General features: G+C 60.9%; 19 protein-coding genes. 9 read left to right on the top strand and 10 right to left on the bottom strand.

Annotated features, from left to right (window positions below; all coding sequences use genetic code 11):
• Positions 1–75: 75 nt before the first annotated feature.
• The 3 genes from FOI68_RS05705 (at position 76) to FOI68_RS05715 (ending at position 3387) form a co-directional block, all read left to right on the top strand.
• Positions 76–2169 (top strand): carbon starvation CstA family protein, encoded by a 2094-nt coding sequence (locus FOI68_RS05705; RefSeq protein WP_143862585.1) that lies wholly within the window; start codon positions 76–78, stop codon positions 2167–2169.
• On the top strand, positions 2166–2378 hold the full coding sequence (locus FOI68_RS05710) for a CstA-like transporter-associated (seleno)protein (RefSeq protein WP_029098603.1): 213 nt from the start codon (positions 2166–2168) through the stop codon (positions 2376–2378). Before FOI68_RS05705 ends, FOI68_RS05710 begins: the two co-directional genes overlap by 4 nt.
• A 178-nt stretch (positions 2379–2556) precedes the next feature.
• Positions 2557–3387 carry an inositol monophosphatase family protein gene (locus tag FOI68_RS05715; RefSeq protein ID WP_044897244.1) on the top strand — a complete coding sequence of 277 codons (831 nt, stop codon included), beginning with the start codon at positions 2557–2559 and terminating at the stop codon, positions 3385–3387.
• Between the two features lie 66 nt (positions 3388–3453).
• Here FOI68_RS05715 and FOI68_RS05720 read toward each other — a convergent pair whose 3' ends face one another.
• Positions 3454–5406 (bottom strand): glycoside hydrolase family 15 protein, encoded by a 1953-nt coding sequence (locus FOI68_RS05720; RefSeq protein ID WP_143862586.1) that lies wholly within the window; start codon positions 5404–5406, stop codon positions 3454–3456.
• Between the two features lie 36 nt (positions 5407–5442).
• A complete protein-coding gene (locus FOI68_RS05725; protein WP_143862587.1) occupies positions 5443–6465 on the bottom strand; it encodes a LacI family DNA-binding transcriptional regulator in 1023 nt (340 codons plus the stop codon).
• 464 nt (positions 6466–6929) lie between these two features.
• Between FOI68_RS05725 and FOI68_RS05730 the strand changes: the two genes are divergently transcribed.
• From FOI68_RS05730 to FOI68_RS05745, 4 genes are all read left to right on the top strand, one after another.
• Positions 6930–8222 carry an extracellular solute-binding protein gene (locus tag FOI68_RS05730; RefSeq protein WP_185973879.1) on the top strand — a complete coding sequence of 431 codons (1293 nt, stop codon included), beginning with the start codon at positions 6930–6932 and terminating at the stop codon, positions 8220–8222.
• Positions 8223–8334: 112 nt separating this feature from the next.
• Positions 8335–9255 carry a carbohydrate ABC transporter permease gene (locus tag FOI68_RS05735; protein ID WP_044897241.1) on the top strand — a complete coding sequence of 307 codons (921 nt, stop codon included), beginning with the start codon at positions 8335–8337 and terminating at the stop codon, positions 9253–9255.
• 1 nt (position 9256) lies between these two features.
• On the top strand, positions 9257–10084 hold the full coding sequence (locus FOI68_RS05740; protein ID WP_143862589.1) for a carbohydrate ABC transporter permease: 828 nt from the start codon (positions 9257–9259) through the stop codon (positions 10082–10084).
• Between the two features lie 20 nt (positions 10085–10104).
• Positions 10105–11226, top strand: a complete 1122-nt coding sequence (locus tag FOI68_RS05745; RefSeq protein WP_143862590.1) for a glycoside hydrolase family 15 protein — start codon at positions 10105–10107, stop codon at positions 11224–11226.
• Positions 11227–11253: 27 nt separating this feature from the next.
• Here the strand turns inward: FOI68_RS05745 and FOI68_RS05750 are convergent, their stop codons facing one another.
• Positions 11254–11616: a hypothetical protein gene (locus FOI68_RS05750; RefSeq protein ID WP_143862591.1), complete on the bottom strand. Its 363-nt coding sequence runs from the start codon at positions 11614–11616 to the stop codon at positions 11254–11256.
• Between the two features lie 209 nt (positions 11617–11825).
• Here FOI68_RS05750 and FOI68_RS05755 point away from each other — a divergent pair, with 209 nt between their 5' ends.
• Positions 11826–13199: a peptide MFS transporter gene (locus FOI68_RS05755; protein WP_029098611.1), complete on the top strand. Its 1374-nt coding sequence runs from the start codon at positions 11826–11828 to the stop codon at positions 13197–13199.
• 152 nt (positions 13200–13351) lie between these two features.
• Here FOI68_RS05755 and FOI68_RS05760 read toward each other — a convergent pair whose 3' ends face one another.
• A complete protein-coding gene (locus tag FOI68_RS05760; RefSeq protein WP_029098612.1) occupies positions 13352–13654 on the bottom strand; it encodes a hypothetical protein in 303 nt (100 codons plus the stop codon).
• 133 nt (positions 13655–13787) lie between these two features.
• Positions 13788–14669: a LysR family transcriptional regulator gene (locus FOI68_RS05765; RefSeq protein WP_143862592.1), complete on the bottom strand. Its 882-nt coding sequence runs from the start codon at positions 14667–14669 to the stop codon at positions 13788–13790.
• Positions 14670–14803: 134 nt separating this feature from the next.
• Between FOI68_RS05765 and FOI68_RS05770 the strand changes: the two genes are divergently transcribed.
• A complete protein-coding gene (locus FOI68_RS05770) occupies positions 14804–15586 on the top strand; it encodes a SagB/ThcOx family dehydrogenase (protein WP_044897236.1) in 783 nt (260 codons plus the stop codon).
• Between the two features lie 53 nt (positions 15587–15639).
• Here the strand turns inward: FOI68_RS05770 and FOI68_RS05775 are convergent, their stop codons facing one another.
• From FOI68_RS05775 to FOI68_RS05795, 5 genes are all read right to left on the bottom strand, one after another.
• Positions 15640–16350 carry a GDSL-type esterase/lipase family protein gene (locus FOI68_RS05775; protein WP_143862659.1) on the bottom strand — a complete coding sequence of 237 codons (711 nt, stop codon included), beginning with the start codon at positions 16348–16350 and terminating at the stop codon, positions 15640–15642.
• Between the two features lie 342 nt (positions 16351–16692).
• Positions 16693–17433, bottom strand: coding sequence for an amino acid ABC transporter ATP-binding protein (locus FOI68_RS05780; protein WP_035299779.1), 741 nt, complete (start codon positions 17431–17433; stop codon positions 16693–16695).
• A 16-nt stretch (positions 17434–17449) separates the two neighbouring features.
• Complete coding sequence (locus FOI68_RS05785) at positions 17450–18148, bottom strand: amino acid ABC transporter permease (RefSeq protein WP_029098617.1); 699 nt, start codon at positions 18146–18148, stop codon at positions 17450–17452.
• Positions 18135–18458 (bottom strand): transporter substrate-binding domain-containing protein, encoded by a 324-nt coding sequence (locus FOI68_RS05790; protein ID WP_255309668.1) that lies wholly within the window; start codon positions 18456–18458, stop codon positions 18135–18137. The genes FOI68_RS05785 and FOI68_RS05790 overlap by 14 nt, the downstream gene beginning before the upstream one ends.
• Positions 18459–18725: 267 nt before the next feature.
• On the bottom strand, positions 18726–19553 hold the full coding sequence (locus tag FOI68_RS05795) for an amino acid ABC transporter substrate-binding protein (protein WP_143862593.1): 828 nt from the start codon (positions 19551–19553) through the stop codon (positions 18726–18728).
• Positions 19554–19681 lie beyond the last annotated feature (128 nt).

A 19681-nucleotide genomic window follows, 5' to 3' on the forward strand; every position in this document is an offset into this window, starting at 1 on the left:
TCTTCGCGCTCCCCCTTCCGTGATACGGTATGGTTAGGTTTTATGTCTTTATTCATAGGCAAGGGGGAAGGACCAATGAAAAAATGGCTGCTCTCAGCCCTGATCTGGGGCGGGATTGCCGCCTTGGGCGCGATCGGATTCGGCTTTTTGGCGCTCTCCCGGGGCGAACACGTCAACTCGTTCTGGCTTCTGACGGCCGCGATCTGTACGTATGCCGTCGCGTACCGGTTCTACAGCCGCTTCATCGCGAAAAAAATCATGGGCCTGGACGACAACCGGGCCACGCCGGCGGAAGTGAACAACGACGGCAAGGACTTTGTGCCTACGAACAAATGGGTGCTGTTCGGCCACCACTTTGCGGCGATCGCCGGGGCCGGCCCGCTCGTCGGTCCGACGCTGGCCGCGCAGATGGGCTACCTGCCGGGGACCATCTGGATTATCGTCGGGGTGGTGCTGGGCGGCGCCGTCCAGGACTTCGTCATCCTGTTCGGGTCGATGCGCCGCAACGGCAAGACGCTCGGCCAGATCGCCAAGGAAGAGATCGGGCCCTTCGGCGGCGCGCTGGCGCTGGTGGGCATCCTGGCGATCATGGTGATCCTGATTGCCGTTTTGGCGATGGTTGTTGTAAACGCTCTCGCGGAATCGCCGTGGGCGACGTTCACCATTTTCATGACGCTGCCGATTGCCCTGCTGATGGGCCTGTACATGCGCTACATCCGTCCGGGACGGGTGCTGGAAGGCTCGCTGATCGGTCTGGCGCTCTTGTTCCTGTCGCTCTGGTGGGGGCAGGCGGTGGCCGCTTCGCCCACCTGGGGACCGGCCTTTACGTTCAGCAAGGTGCAGCTCGCCTGGATGATCATCATCTACGGGTTCATCGCGTCCGTCCTGCCGGTCTGGCTGCTGCTGGCGCCGCGTGACTACCTGAGCTCGTTTTTGAAAGTCGGCACGATTGCCGTGCTGGCGGTCGGCATCCTGCTGACGCTGCCGCCGCTGCAGATGCCGGCGCTGACCAAGTTTATCGACGGCACGGGCCCCGTGTTTGCGGGCAATCTGTTCCCGTTCCTGTTCATCACCATCGCCTGCGGCGCGGTCTCCGGCTTCCACGCGCTGGTGTCGTCAGGGACGACGCCGAAGATGATCGCCAAGGAATCGCACGCGCCGCTGATCGGCTACGGCGGGATGCTGATGGAGTCGGCCGTCGCCATCATGGCGATGATCGCCGCCTGCGTGCTGACACCGGGCATGTACTTTGCGATCAACTCGCCGGCTGCCGTGATCGGCGTCGACGCCGCCGCCGCGGCGCAGACGATCAACAGTTGGGGCTTTACCATTACACCGGACCAGATTACCGCGATGGCGAACGACATCAAGGAGAACACGATCCTCTCCCGGACCGGCGGAGCGCCGTCGCTGGCGATCGGGATGGCGACCATCTTCTCCGGCATCCTCGGCGGCAAGGCGTTGATGGCCTTCTGGTACCACTTTGCGATCCTGTTTGAAGCCGTTTTCATTCTGACCACGATTGACGCCGGCACCCGCGTCGGCCGCTTCATGGTGCAGGATCTCCTGGGCAACGTGTTTCCGAAAATGAAGCGGGTGGATTGGATGCCCGGCAACCTGATCGGGTCCGCCCTGATTTCGGCCGGATGGGGGTACTTCCTGCTGCAGGGCGTGATGGACCCCCTGGGCGGCATCTATACGCTGTGGCCGCTGTTCGGCATCGCCAACCAGATGCTGGCCGCGATCGCCTTTGTCGTCGGGACGACGCTCATCTTCAAGATGGGCAAGGCCCGGTACTCCTGGGTCACGCTGTTGCCGATGGCCTGGCTGACCGCCGCAACGCTGACGGCCGGCTGGCAAAAGCTGTTCCACAGCGACCCGAAAATCGGCTTCCTCTCCCATGCCGAAGCGTTCCAGAAGGCGCTTGACGCCGGCACCCTGCCCAAAGGCGTCAAGTCGGTGGAAGCCGCGCAAAAGATGATTTTCAACGACCAGATTGACGCCGTTGTCTGCGCCATCTTCATGGCGATCACCATCGGCATCATTCTGGACGGCCTTCGCCTGTGGATCAACATCCTGCGCGGCAGGCAGTATCCGCTGTACGAGTCTCCGTACGTCCAGTCCAAAGGGGACAATTACTACGACGGGAAAGGGCATCACGTGGCATGAGACGCAGGTGGAGAGCGATTCGCCAGTCGCTGCGCAAGGTACGTTCGACCATCAAGACCATCTTCGGCATGCCGGACTACGACCGCTATCTGCAGCATTGGTACGCGACCCACGCCAAACCGGGCATGTTTCCGATGACGGAGCGGGAGTACTACATGTACGCGCTGCGGGAGCGGTATGAAAAAGGCGGGGTGACGCGCTGCTGTTAGACGCGCGCGGCCGCTGGCACACAAGAGGAAACGGGAGGTCCGGCTGACGGGCCTCCCGCCGCTTTCCGGCTGTCCGGCGGCAGACAGGCGCGTCGACAACCGGGACAGACGGAACGGTGTATCCGCAGGCAAAGTATGGTACACTATAGGCAAAGTCAAGATGTGGGTGGCGATTCGTGTGCAAGCATCAACTCTGACGGCGTTGAAAGAGCTGGCCCTTCACTGCGCCCGAAGCGCGGGTGAGCTGAGCCTCGCGCGAATGAAGCAGCCGTTTACCGTCGAATACAAGACGTCCGCCTCCGACCTGGTCACCGCCGTGGACAAAGAAGTGGAAAAACACGTGGTCGAGACGATTTTGCGCCATTTTCCCGACCACGGCATTCTCGGGGAGGAGAGCACGTTTGCCGGCGATCCCCGCCAGTTTGACACGCTGTGGGTGATCGATCCGATCGACGGCACCACCAACTTTGTCCACCAGCAGATCAACTTTTCCGTCTCCATCGCCGTCTACCACAAGGGGGAGGGACTGGTCGGCGTGGTGTACGATCCTTCCCGCGACGAGATGTTTTACGCGGCAAAAGGAGAAGGCGCGTACCTCAACGACCAGCCGCTGCGCCTGGAGCGGCAGGTGAAGCTGGAAGAAGCGCTGCTGTGTACGAGCGTCTTCTGGAACAAGCGGGCGGAGCAGATCGGCATTGACCTGATCGTGAAAAAACTGGCCGGCAAGGTGCGGGGGATGCGCCTCTTGGGCAGCGCGGCACTGGAAATGGCCTACGTGGCCGCGGGAAGGCTGGACGGATACGTCAGCCTGTCGCTGAACGCCTGGGATTTTGGCGCCGGCAGGATCATTGTGGAAGAAGCGGGCGGACGCGTGACGACGATGACCGGCAGCCCGCTGCCGTTTGACCGGAAAAGCAGCGTGATGGCCTGCAATCCCGCGTTTTACGAAGAACTGCAGCATTACCTCAACCTCACGGAAAACGATATGGCGGACAATGGCGCGACATGACAAAAAACCACTGGAAACCGGTCCAGTGGTTTTTCGGTTTTTCCGGACAGCGTATCGTGACGTTTCCTACAACTGTCCTTTCTCCAGCAGCATGTGCACCGTCAGCACAAACATCGCATGGGACCAGGTGAGCGGCACCACCCAGGCGGGCTCGCCGGTCTGCCTGTCGACCTGCTCCGGCAGCAGATCGAGCGGGCTGGCGTGGGCGACGGCCCACGCCAGATGACGTTTGGCCTCGTCAAACCGGCCCTGGGCGATCCGGAACTGGGCGAGCCACAGGGTGGTGAGAATCCACGGATTGCCGCCGATGTAGCGGTCGTCTTCGTAGCGGCGGATGCCGCCGACGCCGGGGACAGCGCAGGCGCGTTCGATCGCGTCGGCGGTTCGGGCCATGCGCGGATCGGACGCATCCAGCAGGCCAAACGGCACGCTGAGACCGAGCAGACTGATGTCGTAGACCGGATCGTGCTGGACGTAATAGGAGACGTATCCCTTCTCGTCCGTCTCCGCAAAAGCGGGGAGGCCGGACTCAACGGCGCGCTGGTAGGCGGAGCGGTCCACCTGCAGCTTGAGCGCGCGGTAAAACGTTCCCCGCCGTTCGTCGTAGGCCCGCGTCAAAATGGCCTCTTTCAAAGCCTTCGCGGCTTCCTCCCAGCGGTGGGCCAGGCCGGTTTTCCCCAGCTCCCGAGCCATTGCCGCCGCGGCGGTTACGCCGGCGTGTACGGCGGCGGCGGAATACGTGTGCTCCGCGCTGCGCTCCTCCCAGAGGTCGCGGCTGGGCAGCGGCAGCCCGGTGTCGCGGTCCAGGTAGGAGAGCAGGAAGGCCGTCCCTTTTTCCACGGCCGGCCACACCTCTTCGAGAAATGCCCGGTCCCGCGTCGCCACATAGTGCTGGTGCATCCCCCAGAGGATCGAACCGCCCTCGTCAATCTGCAGCCCCCAGGAAGGGGCCAGCCGTCCGTCGTGATAGTGGCGCTGCTGAAACGAGCCGTCCGGATCCTGGGCCGTCAGCGTCCAGCGGTAGAACATCCGGGACATGCCGCTCAGACCGGCCCGGTCAAAGGCGGTCGTGATGTACGCCGCGTCCCGTCCCCAGCAGTAGCCGTAACCGCCGCAGCGGGTGAAGGCCTCGTCAAACTCCGGCGCGGCGATCACGCAGCCTGTCTGTTTGTCCGCCATCAGCCGGAAGACGAGCAGGGAGCGCTCGTAGACGCGGCGAGTCCGCTCGTCGCAGCCGGCAGGGAGGGCGGGCTGTACGTCCAGGTAGTCGTGCCAGTAGCGCACGGTCCGCTCCAGATGGTCCTCGGCCGGAACGACAAACGCCCGGCGCATGGCGTTCACCGCCTCGTCCACCCGACTTCCCGCCGTGAGATAGACAGGAATGGCGGCCGTCTCCCCCGGTTCCAGCGGGAACGTCCAGCCGAGCGCCCCGTCCGGCGCCATCGCCACCCTGGTGCCCGGCAAATACCCCCGGGACGCATGCTTCCAGGCGTCGGCGCAGGTGTACTGGGCGCACCCCAGCGGACTGGCCAGCGCAAACGCGTATTGATGACGAAAGTACACCAGTCCGTCGATGTGGGGGTCATAGGTGACGCAGTTGTACAGGCGGTTTTCCCCGATGGTGAGCGAAGCGGCGCAGAAAAAGCGGAGCCGGATCGGTTTGCGCCCCGTGTTGGTCCACTTGTACAAGCGAACCAGCAGCGGCTCGCCGGGCACGGCGAAATCGACGGTTTCCCAGCGCAGAGGCAGACTGCGGGCCGTCCCCTCCGTGCGCAGCACGTTGGTCCGCGGCAGGTACGCCTGCTCCCACCGCCACTCCGCCGGGTCGTCCGTCCAGACGGTCTCCTCGCTTTCTTCCTCCACAAAGACGCCGGCGCGCATCCGCTCCACGTGCTGCGGGAAGTCGACATGCGGCCACCAGAGGCGGTACAGCTCCCCGCTGCGCCCCAGAGCGGCCAGCATCGACGCGTTGCCGATGACGGCGTCGTTGACATACGGTTTTCCCGTGACAGGATTCATCGTGCGGTTCTCCTTCCCGTGAGGTGTCTGCCCCGATTACGCGTCCGGCTGTTTGGCCGATGAGCCGCGGACGATCAGCCGGTGGGGCAGCACGATCTGCGGCTGGGCGATCGTCTCGCCGGCCAGCTTGCGAATCAGCAGTTGGACCGTCGTGTAGCCGAGGTGATAGATGCCGATGTCCACGGTGCTGATCGGCGGATTGCTCAGTTCGGACAGCATGATGTTGTTGAAGCTGACCACCGAGACGTCGTCGGGGACACGCAGCCCCGCTTCGTACAGTTGGCGGATAAACCCGAACGCGATCACGTCGTCGATGACGACGAAAGCGGTCGGCCGCTCCGGCTGGCTCATCATCAGGGACGTGGCGTGAAAGCCGCCGGCCTGAAGCATTTCCGCCGTCATCACCCACTCCTGGCGAAACGGGAGCCTCGATTCCGCGAGCGCCCGCTTGTAGCCCTCCAGCCGATCCTCCGAGACGACCATGTCCGGCGGCCCGCTGACAAAACCGATCCGCTCGTGCCCCTGGGCGATCAGGTGGCGGGTGGCGTCAAACGCGGCCTGCACGTTGTTGTTGTTGACGCACAAGAGGTCGCTCCGCTCCAGAGAGCGGCCCAGCAGGACGAAGGGAAAGTCGTGCTCCAGCAAGAGATCCACCAGCGGGTCCGCCTTGCGGGGGGCCATCAGGATGATGCCGTCCACGCGGCGGCCGAGGATCATCCGGTTGACCGACTCCAGCTCTTCCGGGCGGCTGTTGGCCGACGACATCAGCACGTCGTAACGGGCTGAATGGGCGCAGGCCAGCATGCCGCGCAGCACTTCGGAAAAAAAAGGATTGACAAACTCCTCGACGGAACGGGGCAGGACGAGCCCGATCGTTTGCGTGCTTTTGGAAACGAGGCTTTTGGCCATGATGTTGGGGTGGTAGCCGAGCGCCTCCATCGCCTCCCGGACTTTCCGCGCCGTCGCCGGACTGATTTTCGGATGCTGGGACAGGACCCGGGACACGGTGGAAGGGGAGACTCCCGCCGCGCGGGCCACATCCTTGATCGTAACGGACATACAATCCTCCCGGTTTTTGTGCAAACGTTTGTTTTTCATCATCGTACCGGAAAAGCAGCCGCTTGTAAACCACCGAAGAGAGAAAATAGGGAATGTATCGAATTGACAGAAAAACGGCGCATGCGAAAAAGATCGGCAGAATCGCGGTGATTTTCTTACATAAAAAGGGAAAACGACCAAATTTGGCTGTTTGCAAGCGTTTTCTCGGCCGGATTGTTTCGTGTAGGATGGTAGTACACGCAAGGCGGTTCTGCCGCGTGTTCCATTCGGGGCAGTCTCTGTCACGGTCTGGTGCAATCGTTTGCATCAGCTTGTACGCAGACCCACAACGCTGGTCAAAGCAGCGGCAGTTCGCAGGCCGTGCCCCAAGCGCCGCCCTCTCGACGGGGGCTTCGCCGGAATGGGGCCGCGGCGACACGTCCGGCAGATTAACCTGTATGTCAGGAAGAGAGAGGGGTACGTGGATGAAACGCTTTTTCAGCATCTTTACCGCGATGGCGTTGGTTGGTTCGCTGTTGGCCGGCTGCGGCGGCTCCAGCGAGGCGGGCGGCTTGCAAAACGGCGGCCAGCAGGGAGGGCAGGCGCAGCAGACGGGCGGGCCGGTCACGCTGACATTCTGGACGACGATGCGAGAAACGGAGACGGTGGCGCTCAAGGAACTGATCAGCCAGTTTGAACAGGAAAACAAAGAGATCAAGGTAAACCTGGAGCTGATCCCGTTCGGCGAGGCGCAGAACAAGTTTCGTACTGCGGCGCAGGCCGGCAACGGACCGGACGTGATCCGCTCCGAAGTGGCCTGGACGCCGGAGTTTGCCAAAATGGGGCTGTTGGAGCCGCTGGACAGCTACTTCAAAGACCAGGACGACTTCCTGGAGGCGCCGCTCTCCTACAGCAAGTGGAACGGACACGTCTGGAGCGTACCGGAGGTGACCGACGCACTGGCCCTGCTGTACAACAAACGGATGCTGAAAGAGGCCGGGTTCAACGAGCCGCCCCGGACGATGGACGAATTTGCCGCAGCCGCCAAGGCGCTTTCCAACGGCAAAGACAGGTGGGGCTTTTACCACCGCCAGACGGAAGCCTACTTCTCGCTGCCGTTCGTCTGGTCGTTTGGCGGGGGGCTGATCGACGACAACCTGCAGGTGTTGATCAACACGCCGGGGGCGGTGAAGGGCATCGAGTTCGCCCTGAAACTGCGCGATCAGGATCACGCGTACCCGAAGGATCTGGATGCGGCCAACAGCTACCAGAACATGAACGAAGCCTTTAAAAAGGGGAACGCGGCGATGATCTTCAACGGCCCCTGGGCCACCTCCGACATCCTCGCCGGGGAACAGTTCCGCGATCCGAACAACCTGGGGATCGCCCCCATTCCGGCCGGACCGGACGGGCAGACCGGTTCTCCCGTGGGCGGGCACAGCCTGGCCATCTACGCCGGCTCCAAGTCAAAAGAGGCCGCCTACAAGCTGATCGCCTTTCTGACCAGCAGGGAGAGCCAGGCCAAACTGGCGAGCAAAAACGGCACGCTGCCGACGCGCAGGTCGGCGTACGACATGCCGGAGATCAAGGAGAACCGGCTGATCTCCGACTTCAAGGCGGTGATGGAAAGCGCCAAGAACCGGCCGGTGATTCCGGAAGGGGGACAGATTTTCGCGTCGTTCGATCCGGAGATCCAGGCGATCTACAAGGGCGAGAAAAAGCCGCAGGAAGGACTGGACGCGGTCGCGGGCGCGTGGAAGGCGCTGTTGGGACAATAGTGCGGATGAAAACGAATGGCCGATGCAAAGGCGCGGGAGAGGGAGGAAGGCCGATGGCTTTTCTTCCCTTCGCGCTGTCGAAGGACGCTGCTGGAAAAAGGGGGCGTGATGCGTGACAATACGCAGCAACAAGTGGATCGCCTGGCTGTTTCTCACGCCTGTGCTTGTGGTGATGGCGCTGCTGGTGTTTTATCCGCTGGTGCAGGGATTCGTCTACAGCTTTACCGACATGAACCAGTACAACATGGGCAGCAAATTTGCCCCGCCCAGTTGGAAGTTTGTCGGCCTGAACAACTACGCCGGGCTGTTTGCGTCGATGGCCAAGCCCGATTCGGTGTTTCGCGACGTGATTGCGCAGACGCTGGTCTGGACGTTTGTCAATGTCTTTTTCCATTTCGTCATCGGGCTGGGGCTGGCGCTTCTGCTGAACCGCAACATCAGCGGGCGCGGCATCTACCGGATGCTGCTGATGGTTCCGTGGGCGGTGCCGTCGTTTGTCTCCGCCTTTTCCTGGACGTGGATGTACAACCAGACGTACGGCTTGTTCAACATCGTCCTGCAAAAGCTGGGCTTCGCGCCGATTCCCTGGCTGAGCGACAGCTTTTGGGCGATGGTCTCGGTGATCATGGTCAACGTCTGGGTGGGCGTGCCGTTCATGATGATCACGCTGTTGGGCGGCCTGCAAAGCATCCCGCCATCCCTCTACGAGGCGGCCCGCGTGGACGGGGCTTCGCCGTGGAGCCAGTTCTGGAACATCACGCTGCCGCTCCTGAGGCCGGTGGCGGCGACGGCGACTGTGCTCGGCGTGATCTGGACGTTCAACATGTTCACCATCATTTTCCTGGTGACGCGCGGCGGGCCGGTCCGCTCCACGGAAATTCTCGTCACCTACGCCTACCGGGAGGCGTTCATGAACTGGAACTTCGGCATGGCCGCCACCTACGGCGTGGTGATTTTCAGCTTTCTGCTCGCCTTTACGGTGCTGTACCGGCGGCTGATCAAAGCCAACAGCGGCGAGGGGGTGTACTACTGAGATGCGCACGTCCAACTGGTGGGTGCACCTTCTCTTGATCGCTGCATCCGCGATTGCCGTCTTTCCCGTGCTGTGGATTCTCGCCACCAGCTTCAAACCGCGGGCGGAAGTGTTTTCGACCGAGCTGTCCATCGTTCCGCAGACGTTTACCTGGGACAATTACGTTCACGTGCTGACCCGTGCCGACGGCGTCTTTTTGCAGTGGATGGCCAACAGCTTCCTCGTCGCGCTCTTGACCGCGCTTGTGGCGCTGTCATTGTCCACCACGGCGGCCTACGCCATGTCCCGCTTCCGCTTTGCCGGCAAACGGGCGATCTCCTTCAGCATTTTTTTCACCCAGATGTTCCCGGGGGCGCTGTTGATCGTGCCGCTGTACCGGATTGTCAACGCGCTGGGGCTGTTGAACAGCTACCTCGGCCTGGTGCTCGCATATGCTACGGTAGCGGTGCCGTTTTGCGTGATGATGCTGAAAAACTACTTTGACACGATTCCCTACGAGCTGGAGGAAGCGGCGCGGGTGGACGGCTTGTCCCACTTCGGCGCGTTTTGCCGGATCGTGCTGCCGCTGTCGCTGCCGGGTATCGCCGTGACCGGCTTCTTCGCCTTCATCACGGCGTGGAATGAGTTTTTGATCGCCCTCACCTTTATGTCCGAACAGCGAATGTACACGCTGCCGATCGGCTTGCAGCAGTTTGTCAACCAGTTCAATTCCGACTGGCATTACATGGCGGCCGGGGCGATCATCGTCACGCTGCCCGTGCTGATCGTCTTTTTGCTGGCGCAGCGCTATCTGATTACCGGCTTGTCCTCCGGCGGGACAAAAGGGTGAAGCGACGGGAGGGGAGTGCCGTGACGACGAGGTCCTTGATCGACCACAGCATCGACATCATCCTGCGCCACCAGGCGGAGACGGGCGCCTATCTGGCATCGCCCGCGTTCGTCCATTACCGGTACGCCTGGCTGCGGGACGGGGCGTTTGTCGCCTATGCGCTGGACCGCTTCGGCCGCCATGAGAGCTCCCGCCGCTTTTACGCCTGGTGTGATTCCGTGGTGAACAAACACGCCGGCAAGGCCAAAGCGGCGATCGCCGCCGTTCGCGCGGGGTGGGCAGGCAGCGCGGCGGAGGCCAACAGGCGCTTCCTGCACGCCCGCTTCACCGTCGACGGAGACGAAGTGGCGGGAGAATGGGGCAGCTTTCAGTTGGACGGGTACGGGACGTGGCTCTGGGGGCTGGCGGAGCATGTCCGCCGCAGCGGGGAGCGGAGCCTGATCGAGCGGTTTCGCGCCTCCGTCGACCTGACGCTGGACTACCTCGGGGCGTGCTGGCAGATGCCCAACTTTGACTGCTGGGAGGAGCACGGCGACCGCATCCACCCGGCGACACTGGCGGCCGTATACGGCGGCGTGCGGGCGATGGCGGACTGTCTGCCGGAACGGGCGGAGGAGCTGAACGGCTTGGCCGATGCCGTCCGCCGCTTCGTGCTGGAGCGGGGAACGGAGAACGGCGCGTTTGTGAAGTCGCTGGGCGATCCGTCGGCAGACGCCAGCCTGCTGTGGCTGTCCCTGCCGTTCGGGCTGGTGGACGCAGACGACCCGTTGATGGTCCGGACCGTGACGCGGATCGAGCGGGAGCTTCTGGCCGGCTTCGGCGTTCACCGCTACCGGGGCGACACCTATTACGGCGGCGGGCAGTGGCCGCTTTTGTCCGCCTGGCTGGGCTGGTATTACGCGCGAAACGGCCGACACGGCGAGGCCGCGGCAATTTGCCGCTGGATCGAATCGACCCGGACGACGGACGGCCTGCCGGAGCAGGTGCAGGAGCATCTGCTCGCGCCTGACCGCTACCAGCCGTGGGTGGAGCAGGCCGGGATGCCGGCGGTGCCGCTTCTGTGGTCGCACGCGATGTACCTGGTATTGGCGGATGAGCTGAAGGCGGCGGGGCATGAAGAACAGAAAACGCGGGTACCCTGAGGGGGCCCGCGTCTTTTTTTCAGGGGGCTAAAACAGTATCAGAAAGGCGGCGACGGCCAGCACCAGGACAATCCCGATCATGGTCACGGAGGCAAAGCCGATGAAGAGGGACTTGAGCGGTTCGATGATCCACTCGACGACAAAGCGCGCCAGCGGAATTTTCCCGTCCGTCTGCCTGTTGGCCACCCGCAGAAACGCGACGAGGACGCAAACGGCGGTAAACATCAACGCGTAACGGAAGACCATGTAAAAATAGTCAGGGTAACTCACAGCCGTGCTGACATCGCCCAGCCAGCCGATCCGCTCCTGGCCGATGGGCACGAATATGACCGTCAAGGCAAATCCGATCAGAAAGCTGTAGACGGCCGTCTTGAGCAGCCTTTTCTCCACGTGCATAAACCTCCACTTTTTTACAGATAGTATAGCAAGAATATGTTTGTTTGCACATAAAAATGCTGATGTGACGCGGATTTTTTATGCTGGAACTGTATAAGTTTATCAATACTAATTAAATAAAAAATATTTTTAATATGGGGAGATTCACAAAAACTGTGATATGATACAAAACGTTAGTTGTCAGACATCTAGGAGGGACTTATATGGAGGCAGCTTTGAACACGCAGCAAGGCAAACCAAAACATCCTCCTGGCTTGTACTTGCTGTTTTTCACGGAGCTGTGGGAGCGGTTCAGCTACTACGGCATGCGAGCGCTGTTGACCCTGTATCTCACCACCGCGCTGATCAGCGGGGGGCTCGGGTTTGAAAAAAGCGTCGCCATGAGCATCTACGGATTTTTTACCGGAGCGGTTTACTTCACGCCGCTGATCGGCGGATACCTCTCCGACCGCTACCTGGGCAGAAGGCTGGCCATCACCATCGGCGGGATCACGATGGCGGTCGGCAACTTCGTGCTGTTTGCGGAACACAGCCTGTTGGGCTTGTATCTCGGTCTGGGTCTGTTGATTATTGGGAACGGTTTCTTCAAGCCGAACATTTCCACGCTGGTCGGCGAACTGTATCCGGAAAACGACAACAGACGTGACTCTGCGTTCACCATTTTCTACATGGGGATCAATATCGGGGCCTTTTTCGCGCCGCTCGTCTGCGGATATCTGGCGGAAGACCTCTTCAAGACCACGGTGAACGGCGTGGTTCAATACGGCTTCAAATACGGCTTCCTGGCCGCCTCGATCGGCATGATTATCGGCCAGCTCATTTTCAACGTGTTTGGCAATCGCTATCTCGGCGACATCGGCAAGAAGCCCGTGGGCAAATCGGAGGATAAGGCCAAGGCCGCCGCGGCCAACGCTCCGCTGACCAAAAAGGACAAACAGCGGACCGCAGTCATTATCATCATCACCTGCTTTGTGGTCTTCTTCTGGGCCGGATTTGAACAGGCGGGCAGCTCGCTGACGCTGTACACCGACAAGTTTGTGGACAAGCAGGTGTTTGGCTACGAGGTGCCGACTTCCTGGTTCCAGTCGCTGAACCCGCTGTTCATCGTGCTGCTGGCGCCGATCCTGTCCGGTTTGTGGGTGAAGCTGGCGTCCAGCAGACGGGGCGACCTGAAGATCCCGACCAAAATGGGTCTCGGCATGATCATGCTCGGCCTGGGGTACATGGTGCTGCTCCTCGCGGTCATGCAGACCGGAAGCGACGAGAACCACATTCTGAACAAAGCCAACGTCATGTTCATCGTGCTGACGTACTTCATGCACACGCTGGGGGAACTGTTCCTCTCGCCGGTGGGGCTGTCGATGGTGAGCAAGATCGCTCCCGTCAAGCTGGCCTCCCTGCTGATGGGCGTCTGGCTGGCCAGCTCGGGCGTAGCCAACATCCTGGCGGGCGAACTGGCGTCCTATACGCAGTCGCTCGGCTATCTGGAAGTGTTTGGCCTGATCGGTTTGCTGGCGATCGTGATGGGGCTCTTGCTCCTGCTGCTCTCCCGCAAGCTGGTGCAGATGATGGAATAGCATGGCGTGAGAAGATGGTGACATTGGAGGCATGGCACACGTGGAAACACGTGACATGCCTCTTTTTGCATGAAGAAAAGAGGCCAGCCGGGCAGAGCCGGTTGGCCTTCTCTTCATCGGGCACGTTTCTGCGACGGGCACTTCCGCGATTCTCAAAGCAGCTTGAACCGCCGCAAATGGTCCCACAGGCGTTCCTTCTGCAGGATTTCCTTCTGCTTCGGACCGATCAGGTCGTAGTGGGGGAACGGCGGACGGTTGTGGATATATCGGGGGTCAAGTCCATGGGCGGTGCACCATTGGGACAAGACCTCCAGGTTTCGGCATCCCACCTTGGTTACCGTTTTGACGTCCGGAAAACGCGGATCGAGCCAGTAGTGCGTCAAAAACGCAATCTCTCCCCTGGCGACCGCCTCTTTCCAGTTGTTCAGCTCTTCTCTGGTGATTCCAAATGCCACCGTGCTTCATCCTTTTCATCCATGGGTTGGTCGCTGCTGCGTGTGATGCATAACTTACAGCCGTATGTCCCGGGAGCGCTGCTGCGAGCCGTCGTGTTTCGGGGGAACAAACCCGCGCCGCACGAAAGCGGGACTACGCCGAAGTCGAACAGGGGTGTGCCGCTGCGGCGAAACGCTGGCTGTGAACGATAAATTCGGCGGTGATGGGGGAGACGCACTGCAGGCTGCGGACGGCCAGCACCAGCTCCCGCCGGATCGCCGGCTGAAGCGGAACGGCCACCACTTTCGGCATCACTTCCGGCAGGTACAGCTCCGGCAGGATCGTGACGCCGATCCACTCCTGCACCATGGACAGGATGGTGGTCGCGTCCCTGACTTCGAAGGTGACGTTGGGCGTGATGCCGTGTGCGCTCAGCAGCCGTTTGATGCAGGTGTCCTTCGGCATGATGAAGCACCGGTCGCGGATCTGGGCAAAGGTGAGAAAGGGCTCGTCCTTGAGCGGATGCTGATCGGGCAGGATCACTTTCATCTCGTCGCACAAGAGCGGAATGGTCTGCAGGTCCTTGTCGGGCATGGTGGTAAAGCCGATGTCCACGACGGAGCTGGTGATCCAGTTGTGGATCTCTTCGTGCTCCCCCTCGAACAGGACGATGTCCACCTGGGGAAACCGCCTGCGAAAGGAGCCGATCAAGCCCGGCAGCACTTTGGCGGCCACGCTGGGAATGGAGCCGATCCGCAGCACGCCTACCTCCAGTCCGCGGGCCGACGCCGCTTCCTGCTGCATGCAGGACGTGATCTGCAGGATGTGCCGCGCGTGGGAAAGCATCCGCTCCCCGATGCCGGTCGGTGTGATGCCGCTGCGGCTGCGGTGAAACAGTTGGACGCCGAGCTCCTTTTCCAGGTTGTTGATCATCTGGGAAACGGCAGACTGCGTGTAGCCGAGGGCGTCGGCGGCACGGGTAAAACTGCCGGACTCGGCAGCGGCGACAAAGACCTGCAGCTGCGCAAGCGTCATCGCGTTCACTCCGTTTCATTAGAAAAAACTTATGTTCCCTATTATAAAGCATCATTTTACTAATGCAAAAGGCGCTCGTATACTCAGGAATACAAGCATGATCAACCTGACTACCCATGGGAGGAGAGAGTAACATGCATCCCGATTGGCAGCGCATTTGCAGCGAATTCCTGGAAGCGACCTCGTACGCCCTGGGCGATCTGGAAAAGGGCTGGGCGTCGCGCTACGACTTTTCCAAACGGCCGCCCACCTATTTGCGCCACGAGGAGGCCCTCGCCCGCATTCCGTTGGGAACGCCCGACTTTCCCGCCTCTCCCGACCTGTGGCGGCTGCTGCGCGAGCGCCGCTCCAAGCGCAATTTCACCAAGACCCCGCTGACGCTCCATGAGCTGAACCTCCTGCTGTGGGGGACGACGGGCATCACCGCCGACATGGGCGATTACCAACTGCGCACGGTGCCCTCCGCCGGGGCGCTGTATCCGATCGAAACGTATCTATTGATCAACAACGTGGAGTCGCTTGACAAAGGGCTGTATCACCTGGATGTGCAGAACTGGTGCCTGGAGCTGTTGAAGCGGGAGGATGTCTCGGAGGTGGCCTACCTGTTTACGGAGGAGCAGGAGATGACCCGCCGCGCCGCGGTCAATTTCGTCTGGACAGCCGTGGTGGAGCGGACCAGGGACAAGTACAGGGAGCGGGCCTACCGCTACGTCTGGTGGGACGCCGGTCACATCGCGCAGAATCTGCACATTACCGGCAATGCGATCGGGCTGGGGGTATGTACCGTCGGGCATTGGTTCGACAAAAACATGAACGAGTACCTGGGCATCGACGGCACCTCTCACTTTTCCGTCCTGATGGCGTCGGTCGGCAAGGTGGCGGGCGGTCATTGGCTGGAGGACAGGCGGCCGGTTTGATCGGGCCGGCCGCTGCCCGCAACACATGACGGGCACAGGGGGACGCCTTCTTTTTACAGGTCAATCCCGTGCCCGGCCAGCGTCTCCCGCAATACCGCGGCCATGATGTCGTATCCGAGCACGTGCGGGTGCAGGCCGTCGTCGGCCAGTCCCTCCCGCAGCGTCACGCCGTCCGCATCGGCCAGCGCCGTGTGGTAGTCGACGTAGATGACGTTCAAGCGTCCGGCCAGGTCTTTCAGTCCGCCGTTGATGCGAACAATCAGGCGGTTGCGCTCTTCGTTCCGCGCATAGCGGTCGATCCGCGTTGGCAGGATGGAGCAGAGGATCGGCACGATGCCGTGTTCCTGTGCCGCCTTCAGCATGCTTTCGACGTCGGCGACAACCTCCTCACAGATCTGCTCCGCCGTCCTGCGCTCTTCGGGGTGCCACGCGTCCAGGGCCCAGGTGTTGTTCACCCCGATCAGGATGACCGCGTATTTGGGCTTGAGCTGCAGCACGTCGGCCGCAAACCGCCTGCGGGCGTATTCGCTCGTGTCTCCGCCAATGCCCCGGTTGACGACGACGCGTCCGGCCCGGCCGAAATAGGTGGACACGTCCCACCAGTGGGTGATCGAATCGCCGAAAAAGACCACGTCGACCGGCACCTGCTTGTGCAAAATCGCTTCGTTATGGTGGTCAAATTCCCGGCGCCGCCGGTCCGCCGCCGCCTCCACGCTGAACAGTCCGGGCCTGATTACGGATGGTCGTCTGCTCTCCACCGCCATCTCCTCCTCGTCATAATCTACGGACGATTGTACCACAGCCGCCCAGCGCCAACACGTCCGTCGGCGATCCGCACACAAAAAAAGCCCGCCCGGCTTAGAAGGGGGCTAAACGGGCGGAAACATGGAGGACGATATGTCCATCGTAGGGTCTGACACTTCTAATGGTAGGCCACAGATGTTGCGGGAAGATAGAGAAACCTTAAAGAATTTGTAAAAGTTCCGGAAGACGTGAAAAGGCTCCTGCTGTTTTTCAGCCTGCTGGCGGCTGACGCCTTCCACGCAAAAGACTCTGTGTTCCGCGAAAACACAGAGTCTTTTTTGCCGTACAGGAGCGCCGGCTGATCACTGCAGGAGCTGCAAAAACTGGCGCGTACGCTCTTCCCGCGGGCGGGTGAAGAGCTGCTCCGGCGTGCCGTGTTCCACAATCACGCCCTGGTCCATGAAGATCACCTCGTCCGCCACGTCCCGGGCAAACGCCATTTCATGGGTGACGACGACCATCGTCATGCCTTCCAGGGCCAGTTCCTTCATTACCTTCAGCACTTCGCCGACGAGCTCCGGGTCGAGGGCGGACGTCGGTTCGTCAAACAGCATCACCTGCGGGTCCATCGCCAGCGCGCGGGCGATGCCGACGCGCTGCTGCTGGCCGCCGGAGAGCTGGGCGGGGTAGTGGTCCAGCTTGTCCGCCAGCCCCACCTTGGTCAGCAGGGAGACCGCCTTGGCCCTGGCGCTGTCCGGATTTTCTTTCTTTACCGTGACCGGCCCCTCCATCACGTTTTGCAGGGCGGTCATGTGCGGGAACAGGTTGTAGCTTTGAAACACCATGCCGGTTTGCCTGCGCAGCCGGGCAATCTCCGCCTTGTCCACCTTGCCCCGGGCGGAGAAGTCCAGCTTTACCTCGCCGATTTGGACGCTGCCTTCGGTCGGCAGCTCCAGCGCGTTGAGGCAGCGCAGCAGGGTGGTTTTGCCTGAGCCGGATGGCCCGATGATGACGACCACCTTGCCTTTTTCCACCGTCAGCGAGACCCCTTTTAACACGTGCAGGTCTCCAAAGCGTTTGTGAAGATTCGAAATGACGATCATCCAACATTCTCCCCTTCTAGGCGACGTAGCGGTCCAGCCTGTTTTCGATCCGGTCCTGAATGAAGGAGAGGACCAGGCAGATCAGCCAGTAGATGAACGCGGCTTCCGAGTAGACCAGCAGCGGTTCGTAGGTGGTGGCGGTGATCTCCTGCGCCTTGCGGAACATCTCCGGCACCAAAATGGCTGCGGCCAGCGACGTGTCTTTCACCAGGCTGATGTACGAGTTGGAGAGCGGAGGCACCGAGACGCGGGCGGCCTGCGGCAGGATGACGCGCTGCAGCGCCTGCCGGTAGGTCATCCCCAGCGAATAGGCGGCTTCCCACTGTCCCTTGGGGATGGACAGAATCGCGGCCCGCACCACTTCCGACGCGTACGCCCCGACGTTCAGGGAAAAGCCGATCACCGCGGACGGAAACGGGTCGATGGTCAGACCCACGCTGGGCAGCCCGAAAAAGATAATGAAGAGCTGCACCAAAAGCGGCGTGCCGCGGATGATGGAGACGTAGGCGCGGGCGACGGCCACCAGCGGCTTGCTGCCGGAGATGCGGGCCAGCGCCGTCAGGATGGCGATCACCAGGCCGATGGCAAACGAGATGATGGACAGCGACAGCGTATACGTCAGCGCTCCTTTCAACAGGGGAAGAAACGAGCTCTGCGCGATCTCGATCCATCTGTTCAGGCGTTCGGGATTGTCGAACAAGCTACTTGGAAACATCTGCACCAAACCATTTCTCCGAGATTTTTTGATACGTGCCGTCGTTCATCCTGTCGTCCGGCGCCGTGTGGAACGCGTCCACAAGCTCCCTGCCGCCTTTGCGGAACACGAAGCCGTTCCTGGCGCTGTCCGGATGCTTGACGACGATTGTGATCGGCGTGTCCGGCTTGTGCTTCCGAAAGTCCAAGAGGGACAGGCCGTCGTGATGAGGACGCCCACCCGCCTGGAGACAAGCAGGTCGATCGCCGGTTGAAGCTGACACCCCTTCCACGTCAAAGCCGGTCAGCTTGCCCGACGGGTCGTGGAACATAAAAGGGGATACACACAAAAGCAGGGGAGATGAGTGCGGAAAACCATCGTGTTTTCGTGAAAAATCCCCCTGAAACGATGTGACGGGTTGCGATGTTGAGACCATACTAAAAGGGTTTGGCCGTTTTGTCAACGTGCCGGATTCCGCTCTGTCGCAAACGGGATGGAGGCCGGTAAAGCCTCGCCGTTTCTTGGGTGTAAGAAGAAAAGTGGCCGACCTCCGTCCGACCGGAATCAGAGGCCGCGCCACTTGGCAGAGGCAACCGGGTTATTGGCTGATGTCTTCGCCAAACCATTTTTGGGAAATCTGCTTCAGCGTACCGTCCTGCTTCATGCTCTCCAGCACCTTGTCGATCTCCTGCACCAATTCGTCGCTGCCTTTGCGGAACATGAAGGCGCACGGGACACCTTCCTTTTTCACCTTGACGATCTTGATCGGGGTGTTCGGCTTCTGTTTCAGGAAGTCGAGGACGGACAGGTTGTCGTTGATCACGACGTCGACGCGCTTGGTGGCGATCAGGTCGATGGCGTTGTTGAAATTGTCGACGGCGACGATTTCGGCGCCCAGTTCACGCGCCATGTCGGCGTAGTTGCTGGTCATCGACTGGCCGGCTTTCAAGCCTTTGATGTCTGGAAAGTCCTTCACCGTCTTGTTGTCCTTGTGCGTCACCAGCACGGCCCGGGAAACGGAGTACGGCTTGGAAAAATCGTATTTTTCCTGGCGCTCCTTCTTGATGCCCACCTGGTTGGCGATCACGTCAAAGCGCTTGGCGTCGAGGCCGGCGAACATGGCGTCCCACTGCGTCTCCTGGAAGACCGGCTCCACGCCGAGCCGTCTGGCCACTTCGGTGATGACGTCCACGTCGTAGCCGGTCAGTTTCCCCGATTGATCGTGGAACGTAAACGGGGCATAGGTGCCTTCCGTGCCGATGACCAGTTTGCCTTCCGCCTTTACTTTCTCCAGCAGGTTTTGCGGGGCGGCCTGGCCGGCGGAAGAACCGGATTGTTCAGGATGGGCGGGCGTTGTGGAAGTGCCGCAGCCGGTAATTCCGAGTAACAAACTAGAAATTAATGCTGCACAAACCCATTTTTTCATCGAGAAACCCCCACTAAGTTGATATGAATTTCATGGTTCATACTAAAAGGCTTTGCCCGATTTGTCAATGACCAGAAACATCCGGCCTCCCTTCTCTTTTTTTAGGATAACCAAAAGGCATGAAGGGT

It is taken from the genome of Brevibacillus sp. LEMMJ03 (assembly GCF_007197875.1).
Classification (GTDB): domain Bacteria; phylum Bacillota; class Bacilli; order Brevibacillales; family Brevibacillaceae; genus Brevibacillus; species Brevibacillus thermoruber.

Coding starts and splice junctions, on each gene's coding strand:
- FOI68_RS05725 (WP_143862587.1), bottom strand. CDS start 6,465: ATGTCCGTTACGATCAAGGATGTGGCCCGCGCGGCGGGAGTCTCCCCT.
- FOI68_RS05775 (WP_143862659.1), bottom strand. CDS start 16,350: ATGGCGGTGGAGAGCAGACGACCATCCGTAATCAGGCCCGGACTGTTC.
- FOI68_RS05710 (WP_029098603.1), top strand. CDS start 2,166: ATGAGACGCAGGTGGAGAGCGATTCGCCAGTCGCTGCGCAAGGTACGT.
- FOI68_RS05755 (WP_029098611.1), top strand. CDS start 11,826: ATGGAGGCAGCTTTGAACACGCAGCAAGGCAAACCAAAACATCCTCCT.
- FOI68_RS05795 (WP_143862593.1), bottom strand. CDS start 19,553: ATGAAAAAATGGGTTTGTGCAGCATTAATTTCTAGTTTGTTACTCGGA.
- FOI68_RS05780 (WP_035299779.1), bottom strand. CDS start 17,433: ATGATCGTCATTTCGAATCTTCACAAACGCTTTGGAGACCTGCACGTG.
- FOI68_RS05790 (WP_255309668.1), bottom strand. CDS start 18,458: ATGTTCCACGACCCGTCGGGCAAGCTGACCGGCTTTGACGTGGAAGGG.
- FOI68_RS05730 (WP_185973879.1), top strand. CDS start 6,930: ATGAAACGCTTTTTCAGCATCTTTACCGCGATGGCGTTGGTTGGTTCG.
- FOI68_RS05765 (WP_143862592.1), bottom strand. CDS start 14,669: ATGACGCTTGCGCAGCTGCAGGTCTTTGTCGCCGCTGCCGAGTCCGGC.
- FOI68_RS05770 (WP_044897236.1), top strand. CDS start 14,804: ATGCATCCCGATTGGCAGCGCATTTGCAGCGAATTCCTGGAAGCGACC.
- FOI68_RS05785 (WP_029098617.1), bottom strand. CDS start 18,148: ATGTTTCCAAGTAGCTTGTTCGACAATCCCGAACGCCTGAACAGATGG.
- FOI68_RS05720 (WP_143862586.1), bottom strand. CDS start 5,406: ATGAATCCTGTCACGGGAAAACCGTATGTCAACGACGCCGTCATCGGC.
- FOI68_RS05740 (WP_143862589.1), top strand. CDS start 9,257: ATGCGCACGTCCAACTGGTGGGTGCACCTTCTCTTGATCGCTGCATCC.
- FOI68_RS05705 (WP_143862585.1), top strand. CDS start 76: ATGAAAAAATGGCTGCTCTCAGCCCTGATCTGGGGCGGGATTGCCGCC.